Source organism: Adlercreutzia sp. ZJ304 (genome assembly GCF_011039075.1).
Lineage (GTDB): Bacteria > Actinomycetota > Coriobacteriia > Coriobacteriales > Eggerthellaceae > Adlercreutzia_A.
The window spans coordinates 134,242-150,781 of sequence record NZ_JAAKEG010000001.1; the positions used below are offsets into that span (position 1 = coordinate 134,242).

Genomic DNA, 16,540 nt, shown 5'->3' on the forward strand with positions numbered 1-16,540 from the left:
TGTAACAAAAGACTGGGTAGCATCAACCACCCAGAAATCACACCGGCACAATTATCGTCTTGAATCACTGTTAGTTTGAGTCGCATCGCAGTCTGCCTTGCTTTGCTTCCACCACTTTCTCGGTACCATTTGCTCGTAGCCCTTTTCTAGCACCTCGACAAACCTATCAACCTCTCTAGCTTCATCGTGGTTCGGGAAGTACTTCCTTGTTATGCCGAACTGCGTTTCTGCTTCTTCGATAAAAGCCATGCATTTATCTATCGCTTCTTGCACTACAGAACACGATGCGTACGCATATCTGACCCCATCAGCAAGCAAATCAAGTTGTAGATGAGCAAGATGCTGGTTCCGGACGTCTTTGAATGCAGCATCGATGCAAGCTTTCGCTTCTTCGAGCTTCGAATCATACGAAGCCGGATCCCCAGCCTCCGAACTATAGCCATCAAAGCGCCTGAGAGTAAAGGTTTCATTACCACAAATGCTCTGCTTGTCTATTAGTCTAGCCAGTCTTATCGTGATTTCGTCCAGAAGCGAATCCTGCATCGTTACCATAAGAACCTTCGCTACCCTGTTAAACATAGCGACACGCTCTTCACTATAACCAAACAAAGCCCTGTGATAGTTATTAAGCGTCTCTATAACGAATAGCTCGTCTAAAAGGCAAGCCACAAGAATACCTATATCTCTTCCGTCTCCATTCCTGCGTTCGCTCTCTTTGAACAGGCTCGATTGCATATCCGGTCTACTCCTTATCGCCCTCTAACGATGCCACCCAATACTCAAGTCGTTCCTGCACGTCATCGGCAAACAGGTCGTTTTCCATAGCAAAATTACCAGGAATAACACGATACACATACCTACTACCCGCAGCTGTCTCTTCGGCCGCCCTAGCCTTTGCCTTAACCACTGGATCATCCAGTTTATTCTCGCCCTTGACTTCGATGATCTCCACTGTCCCATCTTCTCTAACAGCAAGAAAATCAGGGTAGTAGCTGCGCAAGCTCATAGACTCAGGGTCGTAATAGTTCACCATCAAATCACCCTGGCCGCTCGTAAACATACCCGTGAAGTACACCTTGTCTATGTCCTCGGCAAAGATATACTGCATGAATACCTCTTGTTCTGGCTTGGAGTCAAAGCAGTAGGTATCGGCATGGAAGCTCTTGTCGGCGACCTCAATGAACTGAGCATCATCCATTTCCTTGACCAGGCTAGGGTTAGCAGAGAACTCATAGTATTCCGCGTTCTTGGGCTTCCTTAACAAGGTTATCTCACGCGGCTCTTCAACCGTCTCTCCCCGCACCTCATACAAAGCGTCGAACACCTTGGGGATAATCACGTCGTACAAAATATCCTCATTGAAGTTTACAAGCTCAAGCACCTTATCTGCGCCATCAACGCTTCCGCGCAGCATCTTTTCAATCTTCACGCAAGAAGTCTCAGCCCCGATATAGCTTGCAATCTTAGGCACCAACGAAAACAGGCTATACTCGTAGTCATCCACCTTGCCAGAAATCTCATAGGTCTTAGCAGCAATGTCGCGGTCAATGCGCTTCTTCTCGGTCACAGTGGCGCGATACTTCTCCAGGTCAAGCTCATCCAAGCCGAAATCTAAAGGCGCATCCAAAGCCTTTTCAACAACTGCGTAATTATGCCTCAGCCTGCTCAGCGGAATCCTCACCTCTGGCAAAACGACACGCACCCTATATGTCTTCTTCTCCTTGGCAGTCGAGGGTTTCATCTCGCTTATCTCCATATTGAAGTTCTTCCTAAGCTCGTTGTCTAAAATCTCCTCATTTTCCTTGGAGAGAAACACCGTAGCCTCTTGCTGCACATCGGTAATCTGGCGCAAGCATCGCATAGTCGCCTGAAGCACGAACACCTTTGACTTGGGGGACCTATACATAGCCACCCCAAAAAGCGACCTGCAGTTCCACCCCTCGCGTCCTTTCTGCACGAGGATGATAAACTGCTTGTCATTGCCGCCAACGTTGGGATTGTCCAGGTTGTTAAAGGCGTGTATCTCCTCGTTTGTGGCGTGCTCGGTATTCACCAGAATCTTATTTGTATCAATACCAAGCTCAGCCAGCACCCTCTCAACAGCTGGTCGCACTTCCTCCTCTGCTTCCTCGATGCGCGATGCAAATATAGCAAGCTTGGGCAGAAGCCCTTCGTACTTGTTTTCGCCGTAGGTGTTCCAAAACTCGGTGATCGCAAAACGCAAAAACGCCTCGCTCTTCACGTTGTCATACCCAAGCACCCGCGCAGTCTTCAGATATCCGTGCTGGATAGACTCACGAAGCCCGTAGGCATACACCACCTCCGGCAACACCTTGTTATTGGCATAAGGCGTGCCCGTGTAATTGAAGCAGCCCACAACAGCCGTGCCCTGTCGCCTCAGCTCCTCATCAAGCAGGTTAATAGTGCGCCGCAGCGAGCTCTCACTCTTTTTATCCGTGAGTGACTTGACCAGTTCCTTGCCAAACAGGTGATGCGCCTCATCCACATACACGCCCAGCTGCCTAAGCCTCGTCAGCTTCGTGTATCGTTGATTGAATATAAGCCCCTTATCATCCCTGGCAAAATCTTCCCCATACACAGCAGCAAGCATCTCAGACGCCCGCTCAGACATCGCAGAAGGCATATCAAAAAGCCTATCCGTCGCTGTGTTCTCCTTGTGCCTCTGCTTGGCAATGATCTTCTGGTCGTTTGAAATAATCAAATTGAAGTCGGAATCATCAAGCGTGTTAAGTGTCGTTCCGGCATCCTCCAAAAAATGAACTTTCAGATTGCTATCTACTACAGAAACGTACTCTGGCGGCAACACCAAAGCCTTATCCATGCTCACTATCTCTTTGAGCGATTGCAGCACAGTTTTATCGGGCGCGAACACAAGCGCGTTATGGCAGAACCGCTCGTCCTTAGGAAACTTGTTCGCCAGTAAAAACTCGTAATAGATGCATGTCGCCATAAGAACGGTTTTACCAAGCCCCATGGTAAGCGCGTAGATGTAATTCGGATAAGGTTCGTCAGCTTTCTCCAGCTGCTTGAAAACTTCCTCTGTCTGCTTTTCGGAATAGATATCGAACAATCTTCCGCTCGCACGAAAGGCATCTTTCGAGTCGACAAACTTGCCCGTCTTGTTGCGCCACTCGTCAAACGCCTCGCGCACGCTCATGTTGCCCAAATACTCTTTGAAGAAGACATATATTTCGAATGCCTCGAACTGAGGTGGCCGCAAGTACGCATCAGCTCTCGTCTTACGGTCGTTATAGGCAAGCAGCTTCTTGGTTATGCCCTTATATCCTTTTTGAATCCTGCCTTTGTTGGTCTGGTAATACCAGATAAGCTGCTGATAAAAGGCAAGGTCTGTATCGTATTTGGTGGCCATACCTTACGCCTCCACCAATACTTCCAAAGACTCGCTCAAAAGGTCGGTTATCTTCACTTTTATGGTGCCAGCATCCTCAGGTACGGCGTACCTGCCGCTTACAAGCTCGTTCTTTTCGGGAATATCTTGCACGGCGGGCTCAAGCACCGCGCCGTCATAGTTCCAATCAATGAGCACGGAATCTACCAGCTCGCACCAATCGCTCACAGTCTCGCGCTCCATGCTGAGCTTCTGCATCAGGTTCAGTGGGTAGAAGCTATTTATAACAAGTTCACCATCAACCACCTCAACATCTGCTTCAGCCTCGTGCTTGAACTGCAAGTCCTGCTTGTCGCGCAGTATGTCGCATATCTCAACATCTAACTTGAACTCCGCCAACTCGCCTTCAAGCGATGCTTTCAGGTCTGGCTCATGCCCCATGCAAACAAGCGTAATCTTCTCAACAGGCTTGTTCGGATTCTCTGCCTTGCGCTCTTCAAATGTTCTGATAGGCAGATGTGATACAAAATCTCCCAGATCAGCTTTGGTGGCAATTCTATTGGTGGGCAGAATCTTCACCATACGTCCGTCAAGCTCACCGTCATATACATTGCCCTCATCCAGTTTCTGAATGTCTAACGCCTGAATGATGAGTTCTTTGGCCTCAACGGGATTACGGAAGAAGTCGTAATTGTTGACGTTGTAGACCTCAAAACCCGTGTAATAAGTCGTGCCGTCGGGAAGCTCTCCATTGAGTTCGTCGGCAACAGCCAAGAGCCGCTTCGTGGTCGTTTGGATGGCACCCATGTTAATGTCTGCGCCAAGGAAACGCCGTCCGTTTTGCATGGCAACCATTAAAGCAACTCCGCTACCCATAAAAGCGTCAAAAACAATATCACCCGGATCGGTGGAGCCAAGAATTATTCTCTCCAACAATTTGTAGGGTTTTTCTGTAGGGTAACCAACACGTTTTATTCCGTCGTTTGGATAACGTCCCGCAATGGCAAATTCCCACCAATCCTCAGGTATCTTTCCATCTGCAAGCTCGTATGTACTGGCCATAAAACCCGAACCCTTTAATCCTGCTTTGAAGTTGCCCGTAGTCTTTTCATTGTGTGCAACCCTTATATTATCGGCGTTAAACTTCCATGTCCCGCTTTTGCAATACCAGTAAATCGTATCGTGCTTCCTGTTGTATTGGCGCATTCCAGGCGACCCTGGACCGAAATAGCACCAGGCAATTTCGTTAATGAAGTTTGATGTGCCGAACACCTCATCCATGATCATTCTTAGTTGGTGATTTTTATGCCAATCACAATGCAAGAAAATCGAGCCATTATCAGCAAGCAATTCGCGCAATAAGATAAGCCTCTCATACATAAACTGGAGGTATTCGTCACTAGACCAGATGTCTCCATATTGCTTTTCTTCAAAAGACGAACTATCACCTTCGATATTATTACCTCGGAGTTTTATGGTCTTCTTGTAGTCAGCCTTAGAATCAAAGGGTGGGTCAATATAAATCAAGTCAACCTTGCCGCGAAACTCCTTCAGCAAGTGGCTCATAACCTGAAGATTGTCACCCCAGAAAAGCTTGTTCATCCAGCCATCCACAGGTTCGCCGTAGCTCTCTTTACGCTGCGCAGGGTAATACTGCGTGGACGTATACGGGTGCTTGCCCGTCCACCTAAGCTCGGGAAATCCCTTGATGACGGGTCGCTTGTCGAACTCGAAAAGCTCTCCCTGCATAGCCTCTGCCATCTTTCAACCTTCCTATCTAGAACAGTAGTGCCTGAAGTCACAGTTCTTACACAACTTGTAGTCTTTCGCCTTTGTCGAGTAGTCCTTGGCTAGTGCTTTGTGTGCCACCTCGTCAAATGTTTCCACTGTTCTCGCAATGGAAACCTCGTCCTTAGGGTAGCTCACCGTGGGCACGCCGTTTTCTTCGCCCGTGAAGTACACGTGCAGCTTGCTCACCTTGTAGTCGGTCTTTTCCTCAATTAGGTGCGCATACATCTGCAACTGTTCTCGGTATCGCTTCAGCTTGTCAGCACCCTTATACATGTCAGGCTTGCGTTCCGCCTTGAAATCCACAAGCTCCACGGTATCGCCCTCGCCGCGCACAAGATCTATCTTGCCCACTATTATGTAGTCGGGCTTCACCAGGCTCACAGGCACTTCCGCCTCGCGTATAAAATCCCACCTTCCACGCTGGTTTTCCATATACCGTGCCACCTGCTTCCTGGCAGCCTCCTTCTGAGGCTCTGCCAGATAAGCATGCTCACTCTTAGAAAGCGTCTCGTAGTTGGCGTTAAACCAAGCATCCATGTTCTCGGGCGTGATGGTGTCCGCCTCGCCGCGCAGTGCCGCCTTATGCATATCCTCTATGGTCTGATGCACCACCGACCCGAAGAGCGTATACGCGTTGCTGCCGTAAGTAAACTCCAACTCGTTATGGAACTTGTACTGCAACGAGCACCCCTCATACACGGCAATATGCGAAGTAAACGAGAGCATGGCTTTGAGGTTCTGTTCTTTGATCGCACTTACCTGAAGCTCCCGTGAAGCAGTCAGCGCATGCGGCTCGCACGCTGGCAACTCCTCAAATGCCGCCTCGAAGCACTTCGTAGGTTTTGCGGCGGTCGTCACTACCAACACGTCCTGAGCACGAGAAAACGCCGTGTAATAGAGCCGCCAAAAGTCGAAGTACTTGATGTCTTCTGTTGGCTCAAATTCGGCTCGCTTGCCGTAAACGTCTATTATTCCCTGAATAAACTCGGCTTGTGAGTTCTTTCGCGGTGTCGCATTGGTGGTGTCAACCACCACAACAGGAAACTCCATCCCCTTTGACTGATGAATGGTCATAAACGACACGCATCCGCTAGGCACGTACTCAGTCTCGTCCTCAAACTCACCGATACCTCCGCGCCACATGAACTTGAGGTACATGTCAAACAACCTGTCCAGCTCCTTCTCCAAATACTTAGGAGAAAGAAAGCTCACATGGTGCAGATACTCGTACCGCGCAAAAACACTGGTAAGAAGAGACAAGTTATGCAAGGGCCTCAGGTCATAAACGCCAGCACGAGTATCGGTGTCCAAAATCGTCCTAAATGGCTCAAACGCAAACAACTCGTAAATCAAATCAAGAAACCCGTGGTCTGCGTTCTCAGATAAGGTGTGATGTTCCTTCCCTCGTCGGCTCACATAGGCTCTCAGCTCGCGCGCCTCATCCGTAGCGATGTAGCTGTTTGCAGCCTCTATGCAACCATCCAAGTAACTCAGATACTGCTCGTCAATGTACTCGAATTTCCTATCAACCACTTTCACCAACAGCCCAGGGAATAAAAACAGCATAAGCCCCAAAGCCAACTTGATTTCCTCGCGGTCAAAAAACTCGTTCGACCGCGGCGAGTACACGTTAATGCCTGCAGTAGCGAAATCCTCAGCAAGCCCACGCACGCGATCGCTCTTTACAGACTTAAACAGAAACGCCACCTGATTGTAGTCCTCAATCTTTCCGCTTTCCTTTAGCTCGCGGACTAAATTTATGAGATGTTCGCTCCAATCCGAATCCTCTCCGCCAATCACGCTCACAATACTCGCATCGCTCACTTTAGAACGCACGGCTCTCAGGTGTTTCTCGTGCCTAAATCCAGCCCAATCGAACTTGAACTTTCTACCTTCGGTCTTTGTCATCCAGTGATCGTAGAACCCAACTATCTCTGGCCGCGACCTATAGTTCACATCCAGATGCACCACTTCGCAGTTCTTGAACTGGCTCGGAAACTGAATGATATTCCTGATAGTCGCACCTCGAAAGCGATACAGACCTTGGTCGTCGTCGCCAACGACGCAGAGATTCTCGTTATCCGCCGATAACATAAGCGCAAACTGTTCTTGGATGTAGTTCGTGTCCTGATACTCATCCACCATAACGTAGCTGATGCGGTTGCGCACCTCGCTCAAAAGCCCTGGATTGTCCTGCAGCATTCGGTAGCATTCATACTGAATCTTCGCAAAATCCAGCCAGTTGTTATCTTCCAGAAGCTCGTTATACAGACTTACAGCCTCAGCGATAGCTTTGATACTGTCGTCATCGTCTTCAAGGAGAGCATTCGCATCAATAAGTTCTTCGGATAAGTTGTTGGCCCATTTTGGGATTTCCGCTGATTGGTCCCAAACACCTCTACTGGCAGGCAGTGCTTCAAAGTGAGGTAACTGACGAAACCTCCAAAAGTTCCTAAAAACGAGGTACTGTTGATCGAAGTCATCGATAATACGATAGTTCTTCTTCAACGTGGAATACTCTATATTCTCGCTGATAATCCGCATACAGACCGAATGAAACGTGCCTATATACATATCTTCTGGGTTTATCTGTATGTCAAGTTCGGTAAGCTTGTTTGATATGCGGGTTATAAGCTCTTTGGCAGCCTTTTCCGTAAAGGTAACCACCATGATCTGCTTCGGGTCAACATGCTTCTCGGTGATAAGGTAAACAACACGTGTAACCAAAGTATAAGTCTTGCCAGTACCTGGTCCAGCGATTATAAGCAGTGGACCATCAGTGGTGGTTATGGCTTTGATTTGGCTATTATTGGCATTTCCGAAGTCGAACATCTACAGAACGTCTCGTTTCCTGGTGGATTTGAACTCAGCATTTTTCATTATCTCAAAGAACTTCTGCCTGAATGACCCGCGCAACGGTCTGCCACGGTAAAATTACCACAGCAACAACCAAATGGTATGTTCCTAAAAGAACAAAAGCCCCGTCCGAAAACGAGGTTCACAAGGCTCAGTATGAAAATATGTGCGCTTTACACTAGCGCCAGATACTTCTCGCCTCCAGCTACATCTAAGCTGCCAGACCTTATCATTCGTGCAAGTACAAGTATCGGTATGGAGGTCATTTTCCTCTTGAATCGGTGTTTTGCGGGATGAGGTGTCAACACCCCGGACGCTAGATTACGATTCAACTCATCCGCATACTAGTTCAAAAAAGTTAGAAAAATGGTCAAAACTTCCAGCTTTCCATGGTCATAGCGCCACATAGCTAACTTGAATTGTGGATGACACTGGGCAAACAGGGTTCTCCAATTCTATTTTGATTCGTAATTGGCGTAATTTGGCATTATAGACTGTGGAAAGTCGGAAGTTTTGACCATTTTTCGCCTAAAAAGTGACGGAGGCAACACACGGTCTGGTTTGGTCAGAGTTCCACAACAGCACTCCTTGCCCCTTTGCGATGGACTGAGCCTTACACACTTTTCTGCCTCCCCCTGCTTTGCTTTTGCAAGCTTCCGCACAGTGAGCATTAACTCTCATTAACCCAAATCTTACCAGCTGCAAGTGGCAAGAAAAAAGTCAGAGCGCATAACGCTCTGACCTGCTAATTTCTGGTGGTCGCTACAGGATTTGAACCTGTGACCCCCGCCGTGTGAAGGCGATGCTCTCCCGCTGAGCCAAGCGACCGAATCGACGATTTATTATACTGTTACAAAGCGCAGGCTTCAAGAGATTGTTCGCAAGCGAACATGCGGAATGACTGTGGCTAGCATAGCCGCCAGTTGTTTCGCTTAAATGCATGCGTGCAAAACAAAGACGAAACGGAGTTAATCAATGGCAAGCGATTCGCAAACATTTTTGGCACAAAAAGCTATGAGTGATAAGGTCAAGGTAGAGCTGTCTGAAAACCCATCCAAATTCACCATGCTAACAGGGGATAGACCAACAGGGCGACTGCACTTAGGGCATTATTTTGGAACCATAGTAGAACGCGTGCGGCTGCAAAATGCCGGCATTAAAACGAACGTCGTTATAGCCGATTACCAAGTTATAACTGACCGCGACACTACCGAGCACATCGCCGACAATGTAATAAATATGGTTATTGATTATCTGGCATGCGGAATAGACCCTGCGCGCACAATGATTTTCACACATTCTTCGGTGCCGTCACTAAATCAGCTAATGCTTCCGTTTTTGTCGCTTGTCAGCGAAGCTGAACTTTTGCGCAATCCCACAGTGAAGGCCGAGCAAGAGGCATCGGGTCACGCTCTTACGGGGCTTTTGCTTACATATCCGGTACATCAAGCCTGCGACATTCTGTTCTGCAAAGGCAACATAGTACCCGTTGGTCGCGATCAGCTTCCTCATATAGAACAGACGCGCCAAATTGCCAGACGCTTTAACGAACGCTATGCCAACGTGTTCCCAGAGCCGGTGGGTCTGCTTACGGAAAGTGTGCTTTTGCCGGGTTTGGATGGCAGAAAGATGTCTAAAAGCTACGGAAATGCCATTTCACTTTGCGCGACCGAGGAAGAAACGGCAAAACTTATTAAGAAAGCCAAGACCGACAGCGAACGCAATATAACATTTGACCCAGAGGCGCGCCCGGGTGTTAGTGCGCTGCTAACTACAGCTGCGCTTACTACAGGGCGTACTGAAGAAGATATTGCCGCCGAAATAGGCGACAGTGGCGCAGGCGCACTAAAGGCATACGTTACCGAAAGTGTGAATTCGTACTTAGCACCAATTCGCCAGCGCAGGCGCGAACTTGAGCAAGACATTCCATACATTAAAGATGTGTTAGCGCAGGGCAACAAACAAGCTAACGATATAGCAAAAGCAACGCTTGATGAAGTGCGCGAAGCTATGGGGATGCTCTACTGATGGGTGTCTCAAGTTCGCCGAATGCGCTTAATTCTAGCTTGGTGGCGCGTGCTGTGTATGCAGCCATACGCGAGTGTGCATCTACGTTGCGCCCCGATGTGCTTGAGGCTATACGTGCGTCGTGGCTGTCCTCAAAAGATGCTGGTGCCGACTCGCGTCAAACAAGCGTGCTTCATGCCATAATAGAAAACGCGCTTATTGCCGAGCGCGATAATGTTCCCATATGCCAAGACACCGGAACGGTTTGGGTGTGCTTGGAAGTGGGTGAGGAACTTTCTGTGCCGGGAGGCGTGTTTCGCGAAGTTAACGATGCGGTGGCGCGCGCCTACGAGGATGGAAAGTTGCGCATGAGTGTTGTGCGCGATGCCTTGTTTGATCGCTCAAATACGAACAACAATACGCCGGCATTTTGCGAGCTGCGTATAGTGCCCGGCTCGGGTGCGCTTCTTCATGTGTTGCTAAAAGGCGGCGGTTCCGACAATGCGTCGCGTGTATGTATGTTGTCGCCCGACGCTGGCGCTAGCGGTGTCGCGCAAGTGGTTATAAATTGCGTGCGCGAAAAAGCGGCTAATGCGTGCCCGCCGCTTGTGGTGGGTGTTGGTGTTGGCGCAACGTTTGACAAGGTGGCAGGCATGTCAAAACATGCGCTGCTTCGTCCTATAGGGTCGCCTGCACAAAGCGACGAAGCTGCTGCATTCGAAAGCGAACTTCTTGGCACAATAAATGCGTGTGGCATAGGTCCTGCTGCTTTGGGGGGCACACCCACGGCGCTAGCGGTGCATCTTGAAACAGCTCCATGCCATATTGCTGCACTTCCGGTAGCTGTAAATATGGGGTGCTGCGCTATGCGTTCAGCCACAATAGACTTAATGAAAGCCGACATAATATGACCTCTCCTATAAAACTGCAACTGCCGCTGGCGCATGAAGAGCTGGCGCACCTTAGTGCTGGTGATGAGGTATTGCTAAGTGGCAATATCTACACCATGCGCGATGCCGGGCATAAAAGGTGTATGGAATATTTGGAAGAGCACGGCAAGTTGCCGTTTAACCTAGCGGGGCAAACCCTGTTTTATGCAGGTCCTACTCCGCCTGCTGCCGGTAGACCTATAGGAGCTGTCGGACCCACAACGGCTTCCAGAATGGATTTTGCCACTCCTGCACTAATGCGCGCGGGAATAGTTGCCACCATAGGCAAAGGCAAGAGAAGCGAAGAGGTGGTGCGCGCATGTAAAGAGACGGGGGCGGTCTATTTTGCTGCGATTGGCGGCATTGCAGCGCTTTTGGCTGAATGTGTGCATGCATCTGAACTAATTGCTTGGGAAGATCTTGGTACCGAAGCTCTGCGAAAGCTGGAAGTGGTAAATTTTCCCGTTTATGTTGAAATAGATACAAAAGGCAACGATTTGTATCGCAATATAGAATCGGAGTCTTGATTACCGGTGATAATGCAGGTTGAGCATATATCAAAAACCTATCCTAGCCGTACTTTATTTAGCGATGTTACATTTCGGCTCGAACAGGGCGATCGCCTTGCGCTTGTTGGTCCTAATGGGGCTGGTAAAACTACGCTTTTGCGAATTATAACTGGGCAAATTGATGCAGATGAAGGTCGAGTTATATTTGCACGAGGGGCGCGTGTAGGCTATTTAGAGCAAGAAGCTATAGAGATGGGCAATGATGCCGTTTTTGATGAGGTCATGTCGGCTCAGTCCGAAGTTATGGAAGCCGAGAAGCGCCTTCGCGAATTAGAGGAAGCACTAGGCGATAGTCCAAGCGAAGCGCAATTAGCTGCTGCTGGGCGTGCGCGTGATGCATTTGAAATGATGGGCGGCTATACGCTGGAAGCTAAGGTGCGCGCGGTATTATTCGGTTTGGGCTTTGGCGAGGCAGATATGACTCGCAGTGTTAGTGAATTTTCTGGCGGCTGGCAAATGCGAATAGCGCTGGCAAAATTGTTAGTGCGCAACCCCGAAGTTCTACTTTTAGACGAGCCTACGAATCATTTAGATTTAGAGTCGGTGAAATGGCTAGAGGGTTTTTTGCGCTCATATGAAGGAACCGTTATTGTTGTTAGTCACGATAGAGCTTTCATGGACAACATGGTTGATCGTGTGGCTGAAATAGCTAATGGCTGCGTTGCGCTTTATAAGGGCAACTATTCAGCCTATATGAAGGCGCGCGAAGAGGCGCTAGAGCGGCTTCGAATAGAAAAACAAAAGCAAGATGAAGAAATAGAGAAACTAGAGGCGTTTGTAGAACGTTTTCGCTATAAAGCAACGAAAGCCAAGCAGGCGCAAGACAGGCTTCGCAAATTAGAGCGCATAAAGGAAAATCGTATAGTTTTGCCAGATGAGCAGAAGCATGTGCATTTCAATTTTAAACAGCCACCCCGCACGGGCGAAGAAGTGGTGCGTGCAGAAGGACTTGTGAAGCGCTACGACACTTGCGCGGTATACGATGGCATAGATTTCAACTTGTGGCGTGGCGACAAGGTGGCGCTTGTTGGACCGAATGGAGCCGGGAAATCTACTTTATTGAAGATGGTAGCAGGCGCAATATCGCCAGATGCTGGCACTATAGAGTATGGTGTAAATGTTAGCCTGACGTATTATGCGCAGCATCAATTAGAAGAATTACATGCGGGAAATACTGTGTTTGAAGAGCTCGATCGCGCTGCGGGTGCGTGGAGTATTTCGCAGGTAAGATCGCTTTTGGGTGCATTTTTATTCCGCGGAGATGATGTGGATAAGAAGGTATCGGTGCTTTCGGGCGGAGAGAAAAGCCGTCTCGCTTTGGCTAAGATGCTGGTTTCGCCAAGTCCGCTGCTTTGTCTAGACGAGCCTACTAATCATTTAGATATATCTAGTGTAGATGTGTTAGAACAGGCGCTTCAAGCGTTTGAGGGTACTTTGCTTTTCATAACGCACGATAGGCATTTGATACGCAGCGTCGCCAACCGGATAGTAGAGGTAAAAGATGGCAAACTTAGCGATTATGCCGGCGATTACGATTACTATCTTTACAAATCTGGACAATTAGACGGAAGCGATATTAGCGGAAATTCCATAGTAGACGAATTATTTGCAGATGAATTGCCGCCAGAAAAGTCAAAAGCAACCGCTTCAAAAGAAAGTACTTCCGCGCAAAAAGGTAGTGCGCCAAAAACTAAGGAACAAAAGCGCATGGAAGCCGAGGCTAGAAATAGGGCTCATGCTGCAACCAAAGAGATTAGAAAGAAAATAGCTGCGCTAGATTCTAGGCTTGCGCAATATAGTGCGCGTATGGCAGAGTTGCTAGAGTTAATGGCAGACCCAGATTTTTATATGAAAGAACAAGGTGCAGCAGATGCTATAGCAGAACATGCAGACTTGAAGCGCAAAATAGAGTCCGCTGAAGCGGATTGGTTTGAACTAAATGAACAATTGGAAGCCGAATTAGCAAAACAGGAAAAACGTGTAGGATAACTATGAGCTCTGCGTTTTGGTCTTCAATTTGTGCGGTAGTCGGTTAAACTATGAAACTATGAATACCGAAATAATAGCCTATTACATATGTGCAATTTTATGTTTTGTTCCGGCACTTGTTGTACATGAAGTGTCGCATGGTTTTGCAGCGTACAAGTTGGGCGATCCTACGGCGAAGCGCGCGGGGCGCTTATCGCTAAATCCGCTCAAGCATATCGACCCATTTGGTACTGTCATTCTGCCTCTAATTCTTATGATAATGAATTGGCCAATTTTTGGTTATGCGAAACCCGTGCCGTACAATCCCAGCTATTTCAAAGACCCGCGTAAAGGCGACTTTATAACGGGTATTGCCGGTCCTCTATCAAATCTGTGCATGGCACTTATTGCGGCGGCTATAGCGTGGGCGCTTTATGATATGTGGCCCATTCTCGCGCAAAGCGCCATTGGGTATTACTTTTACTACATGTTCCTACCCATGTTTTGCCTTATAAATTTATATCTGATGTTTTTCAATTTAATACCCATACCTCCACTCGATGGATCTTCCATCATTGCGCTTTTTATACCGGTGAAGTGGCTTCCAAAATGGTATTCCATACAGCATTATGCTTTCCCGATATTCATGCTGTGTGTCATAGCTATGCCATATCTATTCCACTTCAATCCATTTTCGTGGTACTTAGATGTTACTGCTGGTAATTTGGCTAATCTGATTTTCCCGTTCAGGATTTCATAGCACATGGCATACCGCGTATCTATAGAGAGCTTCGAGGGGCCTTTTGATTTGCTGCTCTATTTGGTCAGCCGTAAAAAGGTAGACATCGGCTCTATTTCTATAACTGAAATTGCCGATCAGTATTTAGCCGAAGTTGCCCACATGGAAAAGCTTGACTTAGATGTTGCCAGCGATTTTTTACTTGTGGCTGCTACGCTTCTGGAATTGAAGGCTCAGGCGCTGCTTCCAAAACAATATGATGAAGTGGAAGAAGATATTGCTCAGCTAGACCCGGGTGATGCACGCGAAATATTAGTGCAGCGCCTTATTGAATACAAGCAGTTTAAGAATGCTGCAGTGCAGCTAGATGCTCGTTTGCAATCCGAGAGCAGAATGCATTCGCGTCCGTTTGGACCGGATGCGCGCTTTTTGGGGCTTATGCCCGACTTTTTGGAAGGCGTTACCTTAGATTCACTTGGATTGCTTGCCTCTAATGCGCTTGCAAGACGCGAAAAGTTCTTACTTGAGTCGGAGCATATTGCGGCTAAACCTATTCCGGTAGAAGTTCACGTGCGGGCAATACATGCGCGTATACAATCAAAAAAGCATCTTAATTTCAGCGAATTGTTACTAGACGATGCGCGTCCACAACTAGTTGTAGTTACGTTTTTGGCAATATTGGAATTATATAAACGACAGATGGTGCGCTTGTCGCAAGATGAGCAATTTGGCGATATAGCTATTGATTACATCGAAGGATCCGGGGAATTAAACTTATCTGGCGAAGATGTGCTTACATCAGTAGGAGAAGATTGATGTTTAAGGGACCAGACACCCAAAATCTTGAAGGCGCAATAGAGGCAATGCTATTTGTTACTGACGAGCCGGTAGGAGTACTAACACTGGCAGATCAGCTGGAATGCGATGCAATACAGGTGCAAACCGCCCTTGATAATTTGGCGTTGCGTCTTAAAGAGGGCAATCGCGGAATTCAGCTGCGTGAAGTGGCAGGTGGGTGGCGCTTGTTTACACATCCGGCATACGATGAACTAGTAGAGAAATACGTGCTGTCGTGGGATACTCGAAAACTTTCAGCGGCAGCTATGGAAACACTTGCCATAATTGCGTATACACAGCCTGTTACGCGCCAAGGTGTGGCATCGGTGCGCGGTGTAAATTCCGATAGTACGATAAGTTCACTTATTGAAAAGGGGCTTGTGCGCGAGGCTGGCTCGGCTGATACTCCCGGTAATCCTACGTTGTATGCTACCACTCGTGCGTTTCTGGAAAAATTTGGCTTGCGTTCGGTTGATGATCTTCCCGATTTGAATGAATTTGCTCCCGACGAAGAAACAAAACTGCTAATAAGTGAACGACTTAGCGCTACTCGTCAGCAGCCAGAAGTTTCGGATGAGGCGGCTGCATTCATGGCTCAGCAGATGGTAGATAGCAATTTGTCAGAGCAACTAACAGATGCCATAGCATCTACACTTGGCGTGGTAGATAAAATAGACTTCGATTCTTTGGAATTCGATTTAGACGAAGAATGATGCGCCTTTCTAGATATTTGGCTCGCGCGGGTGCCTCGTCGCGGCGCGGAAGTGAACGGCTAATCTTAGATGGTCGCGTTTCCGTGAATGGGCAAGTGGTGCGCGAACTCGGCACAAAAGTTGACGAAGACAGTGATTGTGTATCTTTAGATGGCAAGCAAATCTTTATAGATGACAGCGCTTTTACGATAATGTTGAACAAGCCGACAGGTTATGTAACCACAATGCACGATCCGCAAGGTCGTCCTACGGTGGCAGAACTTGTGCCCATAAGCGCTCATCCGGCGCTATTTCCGGTAGGTAGGCTAGATTTCAACACAACGGGTTTGCTTCTATTTACAACAGATGGCGATATGGGAAATGCTTTGCTTCACCCAAGCCGCAATGTTGAGAAGACATACATTGCCCGTATATCCGGAAATCTGTCCGATGCAGGCGTTAGCCTTTTGCGCGAAGGCGTGTTGCTAGACGATGGTATGACAGCGCCAGCTAAGGTTGAAGTTTTACAGGCTGGGAAAAATCCACTTGTATCTATTTCTATACATGAAGGGCGCAAGCGCCAAGTGCGCAGAATGTTTAGCGCTATTGGTTGTCATGTTGAGGAACTACATCGGCTCTCTTTCGGGTCATTATGTTTGGATGATTTACAAGAAGGCTGTTGGCGCGAATTGACAGATGCCGAAGTGCATACGCTTTTAAATAATGCGCGTTAACCCATTTTCTGCTTTACCAAATTTCTTAGAATTTGTACGTGCCCAGTT

12 protein-coding genes and 1 tRNA gene are annotated in these 16,540 nt (G+C 48.0%); 8 read left to right on the forward strand and 5 right to left on the reverse strand.

Annotation, left to right across the window (positions count from 1 at the left end):
* Positions 1-51: 51 nt before the first annotated feature.
* The 5 genes from G7Y46_RS00710 to G7Y46_RS00730 form a co-directional block, all read right to left on the reverse strand.
* Complete coding sequence (locus tag G7Y46_RS00710) at positions 52-735, reverse strand: hypothetical protein (protein ID WP_165251690.1); 684 nt, start codon at positions 733-735, stop codon at positions 52-54.
* Positions 736-742: 7 nt separating this feature from the next.
* Positions 743-3,391 carry a DEAD/DEAH box helicase family protein gene (locus tag G7Y46_RS00715; protein WP_165251692.1) on the reverse strand — a complete coding sequence of 883 codons (2,649 nt, stop codon included), beginning with the start codon at positions 3,389-3,391 and terminating at the stop codon, positions 743-745.
* 3 nt (positions 3,392-3,394) lie between these two features.
* Positions 3,395-5,131 carry a site-specific DNA-methyltransferase gene (locus G7Y46_RS00720; protein ID WP_206214151.1) on the reverse strand — a complete coding sequence of 579 codons (1,737 nt, stop codon included), beginning with the start codon at positions 5,129-5,131 and terminating at the stop codon, positions 3,395-3,397.
* A 12-nt stretch (positions 5,132-5,143) separates the two neighbouring features.
* Positions 5,144-7,993 (reverse strand): ATP-dependent DNA helicase, encoded by a 2,850-nt coding sequence (locus tag G7Y46_RS00725; RefSeq protein ID WP_165251694.1) that lies wholly within the window; start codon positions 7,991-7,993, stop codon positions 5,144-5,146.
* A 777-nt stretch (positions 7,994-8,770) separates the two neighbouring features.
* Positions 8,771-8,845, reverse strand: a tRNA-Val gene (locus tag G7Y46_RS00730).
* A 147-nt stretch (positions 8,846-8,992) separates the two neighbouring features.
* Here G7Y46_RS00730 and trpS point away from each other — a divergent pair.
* From trpS to G7Y46_RS00770, 8 genes are read left to right on the forward strand one after another with little or no spacing between them, the layout of a single operon-like run.
* Entirely contained in the window at positions 8,993-10,045 is a 1,053-nt protein-coding gene (trpS, locus tag G7Y46_RS00735) for a tryptophan--tRNA ligase (RefSeq protein WP_165060679.1), read from the forward strand.
* Entirely contained in the window at positions 10,045-10,935 is an 891-nt protein-coding gene (locus G7Y46_RS00740; protein WP_165060676.1) for a fumarate hydratase, read from the forward strand. Before trpS ends, G7Y46_RS00740 begins: the two co-directional genes overlap by 1 nt.
* A complete protein-coding gene (locus G7Y46_RS00745; RefSeq protein WP_165251696.1) occupies positions 10,932-11,480 on the forward strand; it encodes a FumA C-terminus/TtdB family hydratase beta subunit in 549 nt (182 codons plus the stop codon). The genes G7Y46_RS00740 and G7Y46_RS00745 overlap by 4 nt, the downstream gene beginning before the upstream one ends.
* A gap of 6 nt (positions 11,481-11,486) precedes the next feature.
* A complete protein-coding gene (locus G7Y46_RS00750; protein ID WP_165251698.1) occupies positions 11,487-13,511 on the forward strand; it encodes an ABC-F family ATP-binding cassette domain-containing protein in 2,025 nt (674 codons plus the stop codon).
* 58 nt (positions 13,512-13,569) lie between these two features.
* Complete coding sequence (locus G7Y46_RS00755) at positions 13,570-14,250, forward strand: site-2 protease family protein (RefSeq protein WP_165060668.1); 681 nt, start codon at positions 13,570-13,572, stop codon at positions 14,248-14,250.
* Positions 14,251-14,253: 3 nt separating this feature from the next.
* Positions 14,254-15,045, forward strand: coding sequence for a segregation/condensation protein A (locus G7Y46_RS00760; protein ID WP_165251700.1), 792 nt, complete (start codon positions 14,254-14,256; stop codon positions 15,043-15,045).
* Entirely contained in the window at positions 15,045-15,779 is a 735-nt protein-coding gene (gene scpB / locus G7Y46_RS00765; RefSeq protein ID WP_165251702.1) for an SMC-Scp complex subunit ScpB, read from the forward strand. The genes G7Y46_RS00760 and scpB overlap by 1 nt, the downstream gene beginning before the upstream one ends.
* Positions 15,776-16,492: a pseudouridine synthase gene (locus tag G7Y46_RS00770; RefSeq protein WP_165251704.1), complete on the forward strand. Its 717-nt coding sequence runs from the start codon at positions 15,776-15,778 to the stop codon at positions 16,490-16,492. Before scpB ends, G7Y46_RS00770 begins: the two co-directional genes overlap by 4 nt.
* The last annotated feature ends 48 nt before the right edge of the window (positions 16,493-16,540 follow it).